The sequence below is a fragment of the Pseudomonas sp. DP-17 genome (assembly GCF_022380625.1).
Classification (GTDB): domain Bacteria; phylum Pseudomonadota; class Gammaproteobacteria; order Pseudomonadales; family Pseudomonadaceae; genus Pseudomonas; species Pseudomonas nitroreducens_A.
The window spans coordinates 96,006-111,995 of sequence record NZ_JAKSXG010000017.1 but is presented as its reverse complement, the minus strand read 5'-3'; the positions used below and the strand labels follow the sequence as shown (position 1 = coordinate 111,995).

Below are 15,990 nucleotides of genomic sequence, written 5' to 3'. Positions count from 1 at the left end.
GGTCAATGGACTCCTTGTTCCAGGGGCAGGAACAGACTGAATACGGTGTGGCCCGGATGGCTGTCGCATTCGATCAAGCCCTGGTGCTGGCTGATGATGTTCTGGGTAATGGCGAGGCCCAGGCCGGTGCCGTCGGCGCGGCCGCTGACCATGGGATAGAAGATGGTGTCCTGCAGTTCGGCCGGGATGCCGGGGCCGTTATCGATGATCTCCACCTTGCACACCAGGCGATGGCGCGTGTGGCCGATGGTGAACTGGCGCAGGGTGCGGGTGCGCAGGGTGATGCGCCCCAGCCTGAGTTCGTTCTGCGCGGCGATCGCCTGCATGGCGTTGCGCACGATGTTGAGTACCGCCTGGATCATCTGCTCGCGGTCGATCAGCAGGTCAGGGATGCTCGGGTCGTAGTCGCGCACCAGCGGGATGCTGCCCTGGGTTTCGGCTTCCACCAGGCTGCACACGCGCTCCAGCACCTCGTGGACGTTGGTCACCGAGAGCTGCGGCAGTTTGTTGGAGCCGAGCATGCGGTCCACCAGATTCCTCAGGCGGTCGGCTTCTTCAATGATGACGTTGGTGTAGTCCTTCAGCGATTCGTCCGGCAGCTCGCGGGAAAGCAGCTGCGCCGCGCCGCGAATGCCGCCCAGCGGGTTCTTGATCTCGTGGGCCAGACCGCGCACCAGCAACTTGGTGGTTTCCTGCTTGGACAGCTGCGCCTCTTCCTTGGTGATCCGCAGCAGCCGGTCGCGCGGGTGCACTTCCAGCAGCAGCAGGGTATTGCGGCGGTCGAGAATCGGCGTCACCGCGTAGTCCACGGTGATGGTCTGGCCGGTCAGCGAGGTCAGGGTCGCTTCGCGCTTGGTGAAGGGGTGTGCCTCTTCCACCGCCTGGCGCAGCGACTGCAGCGCCTCGGGCGATTCGGTGAACAGTTCGCTGATGAACTGCCCATGGCTGCGCTGGCCGCTGACCGCCAGGAGCATTTCCGCCGCCGGGTTCATGTACTCCAGGCGCAGCTCGGCATTGAGCAGGATCACCGCCGTGGTGAGGTTGTCGAGCAACAGGCGGAGCTGGGTTTCTGTAGGCATGGCGTAAGAGATGTCCCAAGACTGTGCGGGAAAATGCAAAAAGCAAACCAGGCCCTGAAAAGACGCGTATTTCGCGGCATCGCGCTGATTTGCGGTGCGCAGGCAGCCGATCCGGTGAGCGGAAGTGACCCGAAATGGGGAGAGTATAGAAAGTGGTGCAGGCGCATGCACCGATATGGTGCGTTTGTGCCGGGCCGCACACCGCGTCAGCGGTCGGCGGCGGTCAGCGGGTGGGAGGTGTCCAGGTCGGCCGCTTCTGCCACCGAAACACGGAACATGTGGAAGGGTTGGCTGGGGGTCTGTTCGATGGTGCGGCCGAGGGTATCGATGATTTCCACCGACAGCTGGTGCGTGCCTCGCTCGACGTTGTTCAGCGGGAACACCGGGCTGCGGCCAGGCTCGCCGACGGGCTTGCCATCCAGCAGCAGGCGGTAGAGATGGCCGGGCAGCAGGGCCGGGTCGCTGGTGGCGGAAACGATCAGCACGCCATCGTTGGCCCGCACCGTGGCATCGGGCTCCGGCACGATGATGCGCAGCAGCTGATAGGCCGGCGGGCCCGGTGGCAGCGCAGGGGTGGCCGGCGCGTAGAGCGGCGGCGGCATGCGAAAGCCATTGGGCGACTTGAGCGGGTCGTTGCGCGGCGTCATGTCGATCTTCTGCGCATTGCCGCGCGGCGGCTGGTCGGTGAAGACGCGGTTACCGTCCTTGTCGATGTAGGTGTAGACCTCGGCGCTGGCCGGCAGGCAGCACAGCGCCGACAACAGGGGCACCGACAGGAGGGTCAGCAGGAAGCGCATCGTCAGCCGCCCGTCCTGGGTTGGACCCGGGGCCGCTGCGGGCTGTTGGTGCTGATGCGCTGCAGGGTGAAGCTCACCGGCGAGCTGGTCTGGATTACACGGCTGCCCTGCAGCACCTGTACGGCCAGGGTGTGATCGCCCCGGTCGATCTCCTGCAGGCCGATGCCGGTGCTGCTGGTCGGCGTACCGTAGGGCTGGCCGTCCAGCAGCAGTTGCAGCTGGTGCTCGGGCGCCAGGGCAGGCTGCACCACGACGTTGACGATGAAGGTACCGTTGTTCTGGCGCATCGATTCATCGTCGGGCAGGTTGCTCAGCGCGAGAATCTGGTAGGCGCCGGTGGCCTGGTTCTCGGTGCCGCTGGTAGCGGGTGCGGCGACCGGCGCCTGCGGGCCGACGGTGTTGGTTGGCGGCAGCTCCACCGGCTTGGCGTCGACATTGGTCGGCGGCTGGTTGGTGAACACCGTCTTGCCGTTGGCATCGGTGTACTTGTAGATCTGCGCGCTGGCTGGCAATGCGGCGGCGAGCAGCAGGGCGGTGAGTATCAGGCGCATGAAGAACCTCCGGATGGTCTGCCAAGCCTTGCACTGCCGACGGCAGCTGGCAAGTTGCCTATTGTCTTTCAGCAGGGCGCCGCGCGTTGTGCGCTGCTGCTCGTGGGGGACCTTTCCTGGGCGGGACGGGTCCGAGCGTGGCGCCGGCGTCTGTATGATGCGCCCGAGCCTGATTTTCCATCCTGGTGGGGTATGCCTGTGAGTCCGATTCGTTACCTGTTTCGTCAATGGCTGCTGCTGTGCTGCCTGGGCCTCGGCTTGTCCGTCGCCGGGCCCGCGCTGGCGGCGCTTCCCGGGCCGCTGGCCGGGGTGACGGGGGGTGGCGAGGCGAAGGTCAGTGACGCCCAGTTGGAACAGTCGCTGAACCAGGTGATCAAGACCCTGGAGAACGATCAGCAGCGCGCCGATCTGCTGAAGAAGCTCAAGCAACTGCGCGACGCGACGAAGAAGAGTTCGGACGACCAGGGCGGCGTGCTCGGCCTGATCGGCGACACCCTGGGCAGCCTGGAGCGTCAGTTCGAGGGCGCCAACAGCCCGCTGGTGCGCTGGTCCGAACTGTTCCAGGGCGCCGGCTTCGAACTGGACGCGCGCACCCCGTCGCTGGCGGAATGGCCGGGAATGGTCCTCGATTTCGCCCTGGTCATCCTTATCTGGGCCTGCGTCGCCCTTGGCCTGCGCTGGATTGCCGGGCGCATGCGCAAGCGCTTCGGCCTGGAAGACGAACTGCCGCAACACCCCAAGACCCGCGACCTGCTGCTGTTCGCCCTGCGCAAGCTCGGCCCGTGGCTGGTGGCCTTCCTGATCACCGTCTACCTCTCGGTGGTGCTGCCCAGCTCACTGGGCAAGCTGGTGGCGATGGTGATTGCCTACACCCTGGTGTGCGGCACGCTGTTCTCCGCGCTCTGTGTGATCTCCCTGTCGCTGCTCGGCGGCCCGCACCGCATGCGCGCGCTGGACATCCTGCGGCGCCGCGCGTTCCGCCCGCTCTGGCTGATCGGCAGCCTCGCCGCGCTGGGCGAAGTGATGCACGACCCACGCGTCATCGAGAGCCTGGGGATGAACATCTCGCTGTTCGTCGGCTCGGTGGCGAACATCTGTGCGGCGCTGCTCACCGCGCTGTTCGTCCTGCAGTTCCGCCGGCCCATTGCCCATCTGATCCGCAACCAGCCGCTGGAGCGCCGCCTGAAGCGCCGCGGGCTGAGCGACCTGGTGGAGCTGATCGGCTCGATCTGGTTCCTGCCGGTGCTGGTGCTGGTGGGCATCTCGCTGTTCGCCACCATAGTCACCGCCGGCGACAGCAGCTATGCCCTGCGTCGCGCCCTGGTCTGCGCCGCCGTAGCGGTGGTGGCGATGACCGTCAACGGCCTGATCCGCCGCGCCCATCAGCGCTCGGCTCGGCGCGGTGCGCGTCGCCATGCGCCGTACATCGAACAGTTGCAGAGCTTCGGCTACACACTGCTGCACATTGCCAGCCTGCTGATCTTCCTGGAGATCGGCCTGCGCGTCTGGGGCATGTCGCTGATTCGTTTCGCCGAAGGCGATGGCTCGCAGATCAGTCTCAAGCTGTTCAGCTTCGGTACCACCCTGCTGGTCGCCTGGCTGGTCTGGATCCTCACCGACACCGCGGTGCAGCACAGCCTCGGCCTGGGCGGCAAGAAGAGCGCCAATGCCCGCGCGCTGACCATGCTGCCGCTGATCCGCAACGTGTTGTTCGTGACCATCGCGGTGATCGCCCTGATCGTTGCCCTGGCCAATATGGGCATGAACGTCACGCCCCTGCTTGCTGGTGCCGGCGTGATCGGTCTGGCTATCGGCTTTGGCGCGCAATCACTGGTGGCGGACCTGATCACCGGCCTGTTCATCATCATCGAGGACTCGCTGTCCATCGACGACTACGTCGACGTCGGCGGCCACCTCGGCACGGTGGAGGGCCTGACCATCCGCACCGTGCGCCTGCGCGACCTGGACGGCGTGGTGCACACCATCCCGTTCAGCGAGATCAAGAGCATCAAGAACTACTCGCGGCAGTTCGGCTATGCCATGTTCCGCTGGCCGGTGCCGGCGAGCATGCCCATCGACGATGCCCTGGCGCTGGTCAAGGAAGTCTCCGGCGAACTGCGCGGCGACCGCACCATCAACCGCGCCATCTGGTCGCCGCTGGAAATCCAGGGCATCGAGAGCTTCGACGCCGGCCAGGCGATCCTGCGCTTCCGCTTCAAGACGGCGCCGATCCGCCAGTGGGAAGTGCAGCGCGCCTTCAACCTGCGCCTGCGGCAGAAGCTCGACAAGGCCGGGCTGGAGCTCTCCATGCCGCGCCTGAACGTGCAGCTCTCGCGTATGCGCAAATCGCGCCGCGAGGACGACGAGGAGCAAGGTGTGCCAGTCGACGGTGGGATCTGAAACCGGCGGGTTTCAGGGCGTCTTCAGCGCGCGGCAGGTACGGCGCAGGTCACGATCATCGATGCCGTCGCAATCAGCCGCGGTGCCGCTGGTCATGGCCCGGCAGGTGCGGCGCATGTCGCGGTCATCAATGCTTTCGCAGTCGCCGGGGTTATTGGTGACGATGGCCTGGCATTGCCGGCTGGTGTCACGGTCATGGATATCGTTGCAATCGGTCCTGCCGTTGTCGGGCGCAACCTTCGCCTCGCAGTACCGCCTCAGGTCACGGTCGCCGATGCTGTTGCAGTCCGTGATGCTTCCGCTCTTCACTGCCTCGCACATTCGCTGCAAGTCGCGATCTTGCACATCGTTGCAATCGGTCAGCGCGTGAGCGGAAAGCGGCAGGCAGAACAGCAGGGGCAGAATTCGGGACAAATAGTGCATCGGAACCCTTCCCGGGTCGTGGCGACGGATTGAAATCCAGCCAGGGTCGATGTGGCCGGCAATAAAAAAGGCCTCCCGAAGGAGGCCTTAATACTGTCGCTATTTATAGGTATTCGTGGATCAGACGCTGTAGTACAGGTCGTATTCCAGCGGGTGCACGAAGGTGCGCACCTTGATTTCTTCTTCCGACTTCAGCTCGATGTAGGCATCGATGAACTCGTCGGTGAACACGCCGCCCTTGGTCAGGAACGCGCGGCCCTTGTCGAGTTCTTCCAGCGCCTCTTTCAGGCTGCCGCAAACCTGCGGGATTTCCTTCGCCTCTTCCGGCGGCAGGTCGTACAGGTTCTTGTCGGCGGCGTCGCCGGGGTGGATCTTGTTCTGGATGCCGTCCAGGCCCGCCATCAGCAGAGCGGCGAAGCACAGGTAGGGGTTGGCAGCCGGGTCCGGGAAGCGCGCTTCGATGCGGCGGGCTTTCGGGCTGGAGACGTACGGAATACGGATCGAGGCGGAACGGTTGCGAGCCGAGTAGGCCAGCATGACCGGGGCTTCGAAGCCCGGAACCAGACGCTTGTAGGAGTTGGTAGCCGGGTTGGTGAAGCCGTTCAGGGCCTTGCCGTGCTTGATGATGCCGCCGATGAAGTACAGGGCGGTGTCGGACAGGCCGGCATAGCCTTCGCCAGCGAAGGTGTTCTTGCCATCCTTGGAGATGGACATGTGTACGTGCATGCCCGAGCCGTTGTCGCCGTACAGCGGTTTCGGCATGAAGGTCACGGTCTTGCCGTAGGCGTCGGCAACGTTGTGCACGCAGTACTTCAGGGTCTGGACTTCGTCAGCCTTGGCAACGAGGGTGTTGAACTTCACACCGATCTCGTTCTGGCCAGCGGTGGCCACTTCGTGGTGGTGAACTTCCACGACCAGGCCCATTTCTTCCAGGGCGTTGCACATGGCGGTACGGATTTCGTGGTCGTGATCGACCGGCGGTACCGGGAAGTAGCCGCCCTTGACGCCCGGACGGTGACCTTTGTTGCCGGTCTCGATGTCGGCGTCGGTGTTCCAGGAAGCCTGCTCGGAGAAGATCTTGAACATCGAGCCGGAGATGTCGGACTTGAACTTCACTTCGTCGAAGATGAAGAACTCCGGCTCCGGACCGACGAATACGGTGTCGCCGATACCGGTGGACTTCAGGTATTCCTCGGCGCGCTTGGCGATGTTGCGCGGGTCGCGCTCGTAGCCTTGCATGGTGCTCGGCTCGATGATGTCGCAAACGATGATCAGGGTCGGCTCTTCGGTGAACGGGTCGAGCACGGCGGTGCTGTCGTCCGGGAGCAGGATCATGTCGGAGGCTTCGATGCCCTTCCAGCCTTCGATGGAGGAGCCATCGAACATCTTGCCGGCTTCGAAGAACTCGTCGTCCAGCGCGTCGCGGGCGGGCATGGTGACGTGCTGCTGCTTGCCTTTGGTATCGGTGAAGCGCAGGTCAACCCACTTCACGTCATGATCTTTGATCAGTTGTTGCGACTTGTACGACATGCTGTCCTCCAGGAGGGATTAGAGCTGGGAGCTTTTTGTGCCCCAGTATCGGGTGATGCCGGCCGGAATACTCCGCCAGGGCAACCTGCCTCACAAGAGAGCAAGTTGCGTGCCAGTGCCCATAAATGGGCAGGGCCCCTGAAATCACGGGCTGTAGCAGGTGTTATAGAGAAATGCGCGATACGGGTGCACTGCTTTGGTGCCTGATCGTGGTGCGCGAGTCCATTTTGGTGCACTAAAAAGAAAGTCTCCGATTTCTGCTCAAGTCTTGAGCAATTTCGGATATAATTCCGCCCCTTTTTTTCAGTCCCATGGCAATCGCCCGATCCGCATGAAACTCATCGTCAAGGTCTTCCAGGAAATCACCATCAAGAGCCGGCCGGTGCGCAAGCGCTTCATCCGGCAACTGGCGAAGAACATTCGCACGGTGCTCCGCGACCTCGACCCCGAGCTGCTGGTCGAAGGCGAGTGGGACAACCTCGAGGTCGAGACCAAAGTCACCGACCCCAGGTCCCTGCGCGAGATGATCGAGCGCCTGACCTGCACGCCGGGCATCGGCCACTTCCTGGAAGTGCACGAGTACCCGCTGGGCGATTTCGACGACATCCTCGAGAAGTGCAAGGCCCACTTCGGCGACAAGCTGCCGGGCAAGGTCTTCTCCATGCGCTGCAAGCGCGCCGGCAAGCACCCCTTCACCTCCATAGATGTGGAGCGCTACGTCGGCGGTGGCCTGCGCCAGCATTGCGGCGCGGCGGGCGTCTCGCTGAAGAACCCGGAAGTGGAAGTGCGTGTGGAAATCCGCCATGACCGCCTCTACGTGATCCACGCCCAGCACGATGGCCTGGGCGGCTACCCGCTGGGCGCGCTGGAGCAGGTGCTGGTGCTGATGTCCGGCGGCTTCGACTCCACCGTGGCGGCCTACCAGATGATGCGCCGCGGCATGATCAGCCACTTCGTGTTCTTCAACCTCGGCGGCCGTGCCCACGAGCTGGGCGTGATGGAAGTCGCGCACTACCTGTGGAAGAAGTACGGCAGCTCCCAGCGCGTGCTGTTCGTCAGCGTGCCCTTCGAGGAAGTGGTCGGCGAGATTCTCACCAAGGTCGACGACAGCTACATGGGCGTGACCCTGAAGCGCATGATGCTGCGCGCCGCCAGTCGAGTGGCCGAGCGTCTGGAGATCGACGCGCTGGTGACCGGCGAGGCGATTTCCCAGGTGTCCAGCCAGACCCTGCCGAACCTCTCGGTGATCGACCGGGTGACCGACACCCTGGTGCTGCGCCCGCTGATCGTCAGCCACAAGCAGGACATCATCGACACCGCGACGCAGATCGGCACCGCCGAGTTTGCCAAGCACATGCCGGAATATTGCGGTGTGATTTCGGTGAACCCGACCACCCAGGCCAAGCCGTACCGCGTCGACCACGAAGAAACCAAGTTCGACATGGCCGTGCTTGACCGTGCGCTGGAGCGTTCCACCCAGATGACCGTCGACCGCGTGATCGACGAGCTGGGCAAGGACCTGTCGGTGGAAATGGTCGACGAAGTGCTGGCCGGCCAGATCGTGGTGGACATCCGCCACCCGGATGCCCAGGAAGATGAACCGCTGGCCCTCGAAGGCATCGAAGTCCTGGCCATGCCGTTCTACGCGATCAACAGCAAGTTCAAGGAACTGGACCCCAACCGCCAGTACCTCCTGTATTGCGACAAGGGCGTGATGAGTCGCCTGCACGCCCACCACCTGGTCAATGAAGGGCACACCAATGTGCGTGTTTACCGTCCGCAATAAAGGCGCGGACCAACGCCGCCAGCCCGGACTGTTCGGCGGCAGTATCCGCCACCGACCTCCCGACACATTCGGTGCGTAGGCTCACGCCCTGACCTTTTGCACCGCCGCGCCACGGCCCGGCCCCCGCTGCCGAAAACGGCAGCCGAAGATTCACTATCGAGACTGACACTGTGATCGAAAAACTGCGCAACATCGCCATCATCGCCCACGTCGACCATGGCAAGACCACCCTCGTAGACAAGCTCCTGCGCCTGTCCGGCACCCTCGACCGCAAAGAAGCGGAAAACGAGCGCGTGATGGACTCCAACGACCAGGAAAAAGAGCGTGGCATCACCATCCTGGCGAAGAACACCGCCCTGAAATGGAACGACTACAGCATCAACATCGTCGACACCCCCGGCCACGCCGACTTCGGTGGCGAGGTTGAGCGCGTGATGTCCATGGTCGACTCCGTACTGCTGGTGGTCGACGCCCAGGACGGCCCCATGCCGCAGACCCGCTTCGTGACCCAGAAGGCCTTCAAGGCCGGCCTGCGTCCGATCGTCGTGGTGAACAAGATCGACCGTCCGGGTGCGCGTCCTGACTGGGTCATCGACCAGATCTTCGACCTGTTCGACAACCTCGGCGCCACCGACGAGCAGCTGGACTTCCCGATCGTCTACGCCAGTGCCCTGAACGGCATCGCCGGCATGGACCACGAGAAGATGGACGACAACATGGACGCGCTGTTCCAGGCGATCATCGACCACGTCCCGGCGCCGAAAGTCGACGTCGACGGCCCGTTCCAGATGCAGATCTCCCAGCTGGACTACAACAGCTTCCTCGGCGTGATCGGCATCGGCCGTATCGCCCGCGGCAAGGTCAAGACCAACACCCCGGTCGTGGCCATCAGCGACGACGGCACCAAGCGCAACGGCCGCATCCTGAAGATCATGGGTCACTCCGGTCTGCAGCGCATCGAAGTCGCCGAAGCCGAAGCCGGCGATATCGTCTGCGTCTCGGGCATGGACGAGCTGTACATCTCCGACACCCTGTGCGACCCGCAGAATGTCGAAGCGCGCCCGCCGCTGACCGTCGACCAGCCGACCGTGAGCATGACCTTCCAGGTCAACGACTCGCCGTTCGCCGGTAAGGAAGGCAAGTTCGTCACCAGCCGCAACATCAAGGATCGTCTGGACAAGGAACTGCTGCACAACGTGGCCCTGCGCGTCGAGCAAGGCGACTCCCCGGAGAAGTTCAAGGTCTCCGGCCGTGGCGAGCTGCACCTCTCGGTACTGATCGAAACCATGCGCCGTGAAGGCTTCGAGCTGGCCGTGGGCCGTCCGGAAGTGGTCATCATCGAGACCGCCGAAGGCGAGAAGCAGGAGCCGTACGAGAACGTCACCATCGACATCGAAGAGCAGCACCAGGGCTCGGTGATGGAGCAGATGGGTCTGCGCAAGGGCGATCTGACCAACATGATCCCCGACGGCAAGGGCCGCGTGCGCCTGGAATACACCATCCCGGCGCGTGGCCTGATCGGCTTCCGTAACAACTTCCTGACCCTGACCTCGGGCACCGGCATCCTGACCTCGACCTTCAGCCACTACGGCCCGATCAAGGCCGGCGAAGTGACCAACCGTCAGAACGGCGTGCTGGTTTCCATGGCCACCGGCACCGCGCTGACCTACTCGCTGGAAACCCTGCAAAGCCGCGGCAAGCTGTTCCTCGGCCCAGGCGACGAGATCTACGAAGGCCAGCTGGCCGGCATCAACAGCCGCGACAACGACCTGGTGATCAACCCCACCAAGGGCAAGAAGCTCGACAACATGCGCGCTTCGGGCAAGGACGAAGTCATCGCCCTGGTTCCGCCGATCCGCTTCACCCTGGAGCAGGCGCTGGAATTCATCGCCGATGACGAGCTGGTGGAAGTGACGCCGAAGTCGATCCGTCTGCGCAAGAAACTGCTCAACGAAAACGACCGCAAGCGCTACGAACGCGCCAAGGTCTGATTCGACGGGTAACAAGGAAAAGCCGGGCATCTGCCCGGCTTTTTTTTTGCCTGTCTTCCAGGCAGCTTCACTGGGTCTGTCGGAGCGGGCTTGCTAGCGAAAGGATTCTCCGGCGGCAGTTAAGCTGGGCGGTTCGCGAGCAAGCTCGCTCTTACGAAAGGCAGCCCCGTCTTTGAAATTTCAGTGAGGCGTGGCTACGAGGCAACTTCGCGACGTCAGAATATTCGAAGCTGAGAGTCAGTGGACGCAGGCCTGGGAGTCAGGCCGATATACTCTGCTCGCCGGACGTTGCCGTCCGGCTTGGGATGGATTCGCACAGAACCTCAAGGATTTGAAAGCATGCAATGGATTTTCATGCTGGTCGGTCTGGTCATCGGCGCCGCTGCGGGCGAATCGATCACCGGCGCGGTACTGGGCGCGGTGGTCGGCCTCGCGCTGGGGCAGACCTTCGCGCTGCACAGCCTGCAACGGGAGAACGCCAGCCTTCGCGGTGAGCTGAAGGCCTTCGGCGAGCGCTTCGACCAGGGCACCAGGGTTCTGTATGAGCGGCTGCTGCAGGTGGAGCGGGGCGCGGCCGGGCAGGCGCCTTCGCCGGCCAGCGTCGGGGACGTCGCGCCGGAGATGCCGGTCGGGCCGACCGGGGACGAGCCCGAGGTCGAGGCGCCCGTCAGCGCACCCGCTGCCACTGAGCTGGACTGGAACATCGAGCTGCCCACCGACGAGTTGGCGCCTGTCCCGGCGGCTGCCGCACGGGTGGAAGCGCCCATCGAGTGGTCCGATCCGGTGCTCGAGCCGATGGAAAAGCCAGTTGCCCAGGCCCGCGACGAGGAGCCCATGGCTCAGTCGCAGCCGGCTCCTGCCGCTCCTGCGCTGCCACCGCCGCCGCCCGTTCCATCCTTGTTCGATCGTGCCTTCGGCGCCGCCCGTGACTGGCTGCTGGGTGGCAACACCGTGCTGCGCGTCGGCGTGGTGCTGCTGTTCCTCGGCCTGGCCTTCCTGCTGCGCTACGCCACCGAAGGCATGACCATGCCGCCGCAAGGGCCGTACCTCGGCACCGCCGCTGCTGCGCTGGCGCTGCTCGGGCTCGGCTGGTGGCTGCGCCACCGGCGCCCGGCCTATGCGCTGATCCTCCAGGGCACCGGCGTCGCCGTGCTCTACCTGACGGTGTTCGCCAGCATCAAGCTGTACCCGGCGATGAACCACGGTGAAGTGCTGATCGACCCGAAGGCCGGCTTCGTGCTGCTGGTGGCGGTCACCCTGTTCTCGGCGATCCTCGCCGTCCTGCAGGATGCCGTGGGGCTCGCCGCCGCTGCCGCACTGGGCGGTTTCGCCGCGCCGATCCTGGCGTCCACCGGCGGTGGCAGCCATGTCGCGCTGTTCAGCTACTTCGCCCTGCTCAACGCCGGCATCTTCGCCATCGCCTGGTTCAAGGCCTGGCGGATGCTCAACCTGATAGGCTTCTTCGGCACCTTCGGCATCGGCCTCGCCTGGGGGCTGCGCTCGTACAAGCCGGAGCTGTTCGGGACGACCGAGCCGTTCCTGATCCTGTTCTTCCTCACCTACGTCGCCATCGGCCTGCTGTTCGCCCGCCGTCGCCTGCGCCAGGCGGCTGGTGCGCCGGAGGACGATTCCCGTGAGGCGCTGCTGCGCTGGTCGGCGCGGCAGACCGACTATGTCGACGGCACCGTGCTGTTCGGCACGCCGCTGGTGGGTTTCGGCCTGCAATACGCGATCATCCAGCACCTGGCATTCGGCGCGGCGTTCAGCGCCCTGGTGCTGGGCCTGTTCTACATGGTGCTCGCCCGCCTGCTGGCCGGGCGCACCGCCGGCCGCGCGCTGCTGCTGGTGGAAACCTGCCTGGCGCTGGGCGTGGTATTCGGCACGCTGGCGATCCCGCTGGGGCTGGATGCGCGCTGGACCTCGGCCGCCTGGGCCGTGGAAGGCGCCGGCATCTTCTGGCTCGGCTTGCGCCAGCAGCGGCCGTTGGCTCGGATCTTTGCCTTGTTGCTGCAAGTGGGCGCGGCGCTGGCCTTCCTTGCCGGCCTGGAGATGAACCCGCTGTCGCTGACCCTGCTCGACGGCGCACCGCTAGGCGCACTGATGCTCGGCGTGGCGCTGCTGTTCAGCTTCTGGAACCTGCGCAATGCCGATCCGCAGACCCTGCGCAGTTGGGAGCCGAACGCCCGCCCGCTGCTGGCGGCCTTCGGCCTGGCCTTCCTCTACCTGATCGCACCCCTGCTGATGGGCGCGGACGGCACGGCCATGGCCTGGGCCGTCGCCGGGCTGGCGACCCTGTTTGCCGCGCTGCGCCTGCGTTCGCGTACCTTCCTGGCCTGCGCCTTCGCGGTACAGCTGCTGGGCGGTGCGGTGTTCCTGCTGCATCTGCACGGCGCCCAGGAAGGTAGTGGTGTGCTCGGTTCGGGCTGGCGCGGGCTGGTCACCGCCTCGCTGATCGGCCTGGCGCTGATCGCCGCCATGCTCATCGCAGCACGTGATTCGATGGTGCGCGATGATCGCCGGCTGATGCTCGGCCTGAGCGTCGTCCTGCTGCTGGGCCTGGCCTTCATCAACCTCGCCGTGCTTTTCGTGCTGCCGTGGCAGACCGCCGCCGCCGTCTGGGCCGGCAGCGGCCTGCTGATCCTCTGGCTGAGCCTGCAATTGCAGCAGCGCGCCGCGTTCGTCTTCGGCCTGGTGCTGCAGGTGATCGGCGCCGGGGCCTTTCTGCTCGGCGGCTCGGTATTGTTCGGCGACCTGCCCAGCGAGGGGCTGGCGCCCTTGGCGCACATGGGCTTCTGGACCCCTGCGGTGCTGGCGCTGGCCGCGTTGATCGGCGCCTGGCGCCTGCATCGCGCCAGTGAGCGCGAGCACAACCTGGCGCTGGGCGGCCTCGGGCTGGAGCAACTGTCGCAATTGCTGCTCGTGTGGGGCGCTGGCTGGTGGGCGCTGACCACTGTCTGGGAAGTTGCCCGCTTCGTGCCCGGCGAGATGCGCGAGCATGTGGCGCTGCTGGTGGCGGCGGTCAGCGTCGGTCTCTGGTCGCTGCTGGCGCGCCGCGAGCAGTGGCGCGCGCTGGCGCTGCTGTGCCTGGCGCTGGTGCCGGTGTCGCTGGTGGCGCTGGCCAGTGCCTGGAACCTGGACTATCACCCGCTGGCACAACTGGGCTGGCTCGGCTGGCTGGCGGTGTTCGCGGTGCACTTCCTCACCCTGCGCCGACTCGACGCCTTGCTGCCGCAGCGTGCGGCACAGGCAGCCCATGTTCTGGGTTGCTGGCTGATCCTCGGCGTGCTGGCGCTGGAGCTGCGCTACCTGTTCTTCGCCCTGGCCGAGCATTACAACGCCTGGCGCTGGCTGGGCTGGGCGCTGGTGCCGAGCCTGTTCCTGATCCTCATGGGGGGCGTGGCGCGCCTGCCGTGGCCGGTGGCGGCCTTCGAGCGCGAGTACCGCGCGATCGCTGCCGCCCCGGTGGCCCTGGCGCTGCTGGGCTGGTTCTGGTTGGTCAACCTGTTCAGCAACGGCGCCGCCGACCCGCTGCCGTACCTGCCCTTGGTGAACCCGCTGGAGCTGGGCATGCTCATCGTGCTGGCGGCGATCTTCCAATGGACGCGCCTGGGCCTGCCGCAACTGGGCGTCGCCGAATCGACCCTGCGCCTGCCGGTACAGGCGGTGCTCGGTGCTTCGCTGTTCGCCCTGCTGACCATGGCTGTGTGCCGCACCGCGCACCATTGGGGCGGCGTGCCGTTCGAGTTCGATTCCCTGAGCCAGTCCATGCTGGTACAGGCCGGGTTGTCCATCGTCTGGGCGCTGATTGCGCTGGGCCTGATGATCGCCGGGCACCTGCGCGGTCGCCGCGACTTCTGGCTGGTCGGGGCGGTGCTGCTGGTGGTCGTGGTGATCAAGCTGTTCCTCGTCGACCGTGCCAGCGGCGGCAGCCTGGAACGCATCATTTCCTTCATCGGCGTCGGCGTGCTGATGCTGATCGTCGGCTACTTCGCGCCGCTGCCGCCGCGCCGGTCGGCGGCCGAAGAACTCTCGCAACAGGAGCAACCCTCCGCATGAAGCTCATCCCCCTTGCCCTGCTTGCAGGTGCCTGCCTGCTGGGCAACCAGGCCAGCGCCGCACCCACTCCGGCGGACTTCGCCCATCGCGTTCCGCTGGAGGTGTCCGGCAACGGCCCGTGGTACCGCGTGCAGTTGCCCATCGAGGTGCTGTTCGCCGCCCGCCATGGCGACCTGCGCGACGTGCGCATCTTCAACGCCGAAGGCGAGGCGCTGCCCTACAGCCTGCGCACCAGTGCGGCCAGTGAGAAGCAGGTACGCAGTGAAGTGCAGGCGCGCATCTTCCCGTTGCGCGGCGCCTCTGGCAGCGCGGCCGGCGACAACCTGAAAATCGTCCGCAGCACCACCGGCACCATCCTCGAAATCACCCCGAACGCACCTGCCCAGGACAAGACCCAGGTGCTGCGCGGCTGGCTGCTGGAAACCGGTTCCGGCGACCTGCCGCTGGATCGCCTGCAACTGGACTGGACCGCGGACAGCGACGGCTTCCAGCGCCTGCGCATCGAAGCCAGCGACGACCTGGAGCACTGGCGCTCCCTCGGCGAAGGGCAGCTGGCGCGGCTGGACTTCAACGGCCAGCGCATCGAGCAGAACGACATTGCGCTGCCCGGCGAGACGGCGCGCTATCTGCGCCTGTGGTGGGAATCGCCGGAGCAGGCCGCGCAACTGGTCGGCGCCACGCTCAGCGGTAGTCGCAGCAGTAGCGGCCCGGTGCCGATGCTCTGGTCCGAGCCGCTGGCGGCCAAGGCCGACAACAATGGCGACTTCAGCTGGAGCCTGCCGTTGGCGCTGCCGGTGGAACGCGTGCGGATTCCCCTGCAGCAGGACAACACCCTGGCGCCAGTGGTGATCTCCGGCCGCCACGACGGCAACGTGAAATGGACGCCGCTGGCGCGCGGCGTGCTGTATCGCCTGCCGGGGCAGGGCGGTGAGATCACCCAGGAGGAGCTGCAACTGCCCGGCACTCCCCTTGGCCAGCTGCGTCTGCAGGTGGATGCGCGCGGCGGCGGCCTGGGCGGTTCGACGGCGCACCTGAGCGTGGGTGTTCGTGCCAGCGAACTGGTGTTCCTCGCCCGCGGCGGCGAGCCTTATGAACTGGCGGTGGGCAGCGGCTCCCTCAGCGATGCCAGCCTGCCACTGACCACCCTGGTGCCCGGCTACGAGCCCAAGCGCCTGGCGAGCATGGGCGAGGCGCGGCTCAAGGGCACTCTGCAGGCGCCGGCGACACCATTGCCTGCCGATGTCGCGAAAGCCGATACCAGCTGGAAACGCTACGGCCTTTGGGCGCTGCTGCTGGCGGGCGTCGGCCTGCTCGCGCTGATGGCGCTGAGCCTGCTGCGAAATAACCGCCAGGCGGGCTGATCGACGCGGATCGCCG

The 15,990-nt window shown here is 65.6% G+C and carries 10 protein-coding genes; 5 read left to right on the top strand and 5 right to left on the bottom strand.

What is annotated here, in order from left to right:
- Nucleotides 1-2 precede the first annotated feature (2 nt).
- The 3 genes from glnL to MJ122_RS26650 form a co-directional block, all read right to left on the bottom strand.
- The gene (gene glnL, locus MJ122_RS26660) at nucleotides 3-1,079 is read right to left on the bottom strand and encodes a nitrogen regulation protein NR(II) (RefSeq protein ID WP_026078815.1); all 1,077 of its coding nucleotides are present in this window, start codon (nucleotides 1,077-1,079) and stop codon (nucleotides 3-5) included.
- A gap of 206 nt (nucleotides 1,080-1,285) precedes the next feature.
- Nucleotides 1,286-1,876 (bottom strand): DUF4124 domain-containing protein, encoded by a 591-nt coding sequence (locus MJ122_RS26655; RefSeq protein ID WP_239746754.1) that lies wholly within the window; start codon nucleotides 1,874-1,876, stop codon nucleotides 1,286-1,288.
- Between the two features lie 2 nt (nucleotides 1,877-1,878).
- On the bottom strand, nucleotides 1,879-2,427 hold the full coding sequence (locus tag MJ122_RS26650; protein WP_088420239.1) for a DUF4124 domain-containing protein: 549 nt from the start codon (nucleotides 2,425-2,427) through the stop codon (nucleotides 1,879-1,881).
- 192 nt (nucleotides 2,428-2,619) lie between these two features.
- On the opposite strand from MJ122_RS26650, the gene MJ122_RS26645 reads away from it, so the two are divergent.
- A complete protein-coding gene (locus MJ122_RS26645) occupies nucleotides 2,620-4,827 on the top strand; it encodes a mechanosensitive ion channel domain-containing protein (protein ID WP_239746752.1) in 2,208 nt (735 codons plus the stop codon).
- A gap of 12 nt (nucleotides 4,828-4,839) precedes the next feature.
- Here MJ122_RS26645 and MJ122_RS26640 read toward each other — a convergent pair whose 3' ends face one another.
- Complete coding sequence (locus tag MJ122_RS26640; protein WP_239746751.1) at nucleotides 4,840-5,250, bottom strand: hypothetical protein; 411 nt, start codon at nucleotides 5,248-5,250, stop codon at nucleotides 4,840-4,842.
- A gap of 120 nt (nucleotides 5,251-5,370) precedes the next feature.
- Nucleotides 5,371-6,780, bottom strand: a complete 1,410-nt coding sequence (glnA, locus tag MJ122_RS26635; RefSeq protein ID WP_017517179.1) for a glutamate--ammonia ligase — start codon at nucleotides 6,778-6,780, stop codon at nucleotides 5,371-5,373.
- Nucleotides 6,781-7,111: 331 nt separating this feature from the next.
- Between glnA and thiI the strand changes: the two genes are divergently transcribed.
- From thiI to MJ122_RS26615, 4 genes are all read left to right on the top strand, one after another.
- Complete coding sequence (gene thiI / locus MJ122_RS26630; protein WP_239746750.1) at nucleotides 7,112-8,566, top strand: tRNA uracil 4-sulfurtransferase ThiI; 1,455 nt, start codon at nucleotides 7,112-7,114, stop codon at nucleotides 8,564-8,566.
- 170 nt (nucleotides 8,567-8,736) lie between these two features.
- A complete protein-coding gene (typA, locus tag MJ122_RS26625; protein ID WP_017517181.1) occupies nucleotides 8,737-10,557 on the top strand; it encodes a translational GTPase TypA in 1,821 nt (606 codons plus the stop codon).
- A 339-nt stretch (nucleotides 10,558-10,896) separates the two neighbouring features.
- Entirely contained in the window at nucleotides 10,897-14,613 is a 3,717-nt protein-coding gene (locus tag MJ122_RS26620) for a DUF2339 domain-containing protein (RefSeq protein ID WP_239746749.1), read from the top strand.
- Nucleotides 14,610-15,974, top strand: a complete 1,365-nt coding sequence (locus MJ122_RS26615; protein ID WP_239746747.1) for a DUF3999 domain-containing protein — start codon at nucleotides 14,610-14,612, stop codon at nucleotides 15,972-15,974. The genes MJ122_RS26620 and MJ122_RS26615 overlap by 4 nt, the downstream gene beginning before the upstream one ends.
- The last annotated feature ends 16 nt before the right edge of the window (nucleotides 15,975-15,990 follow it).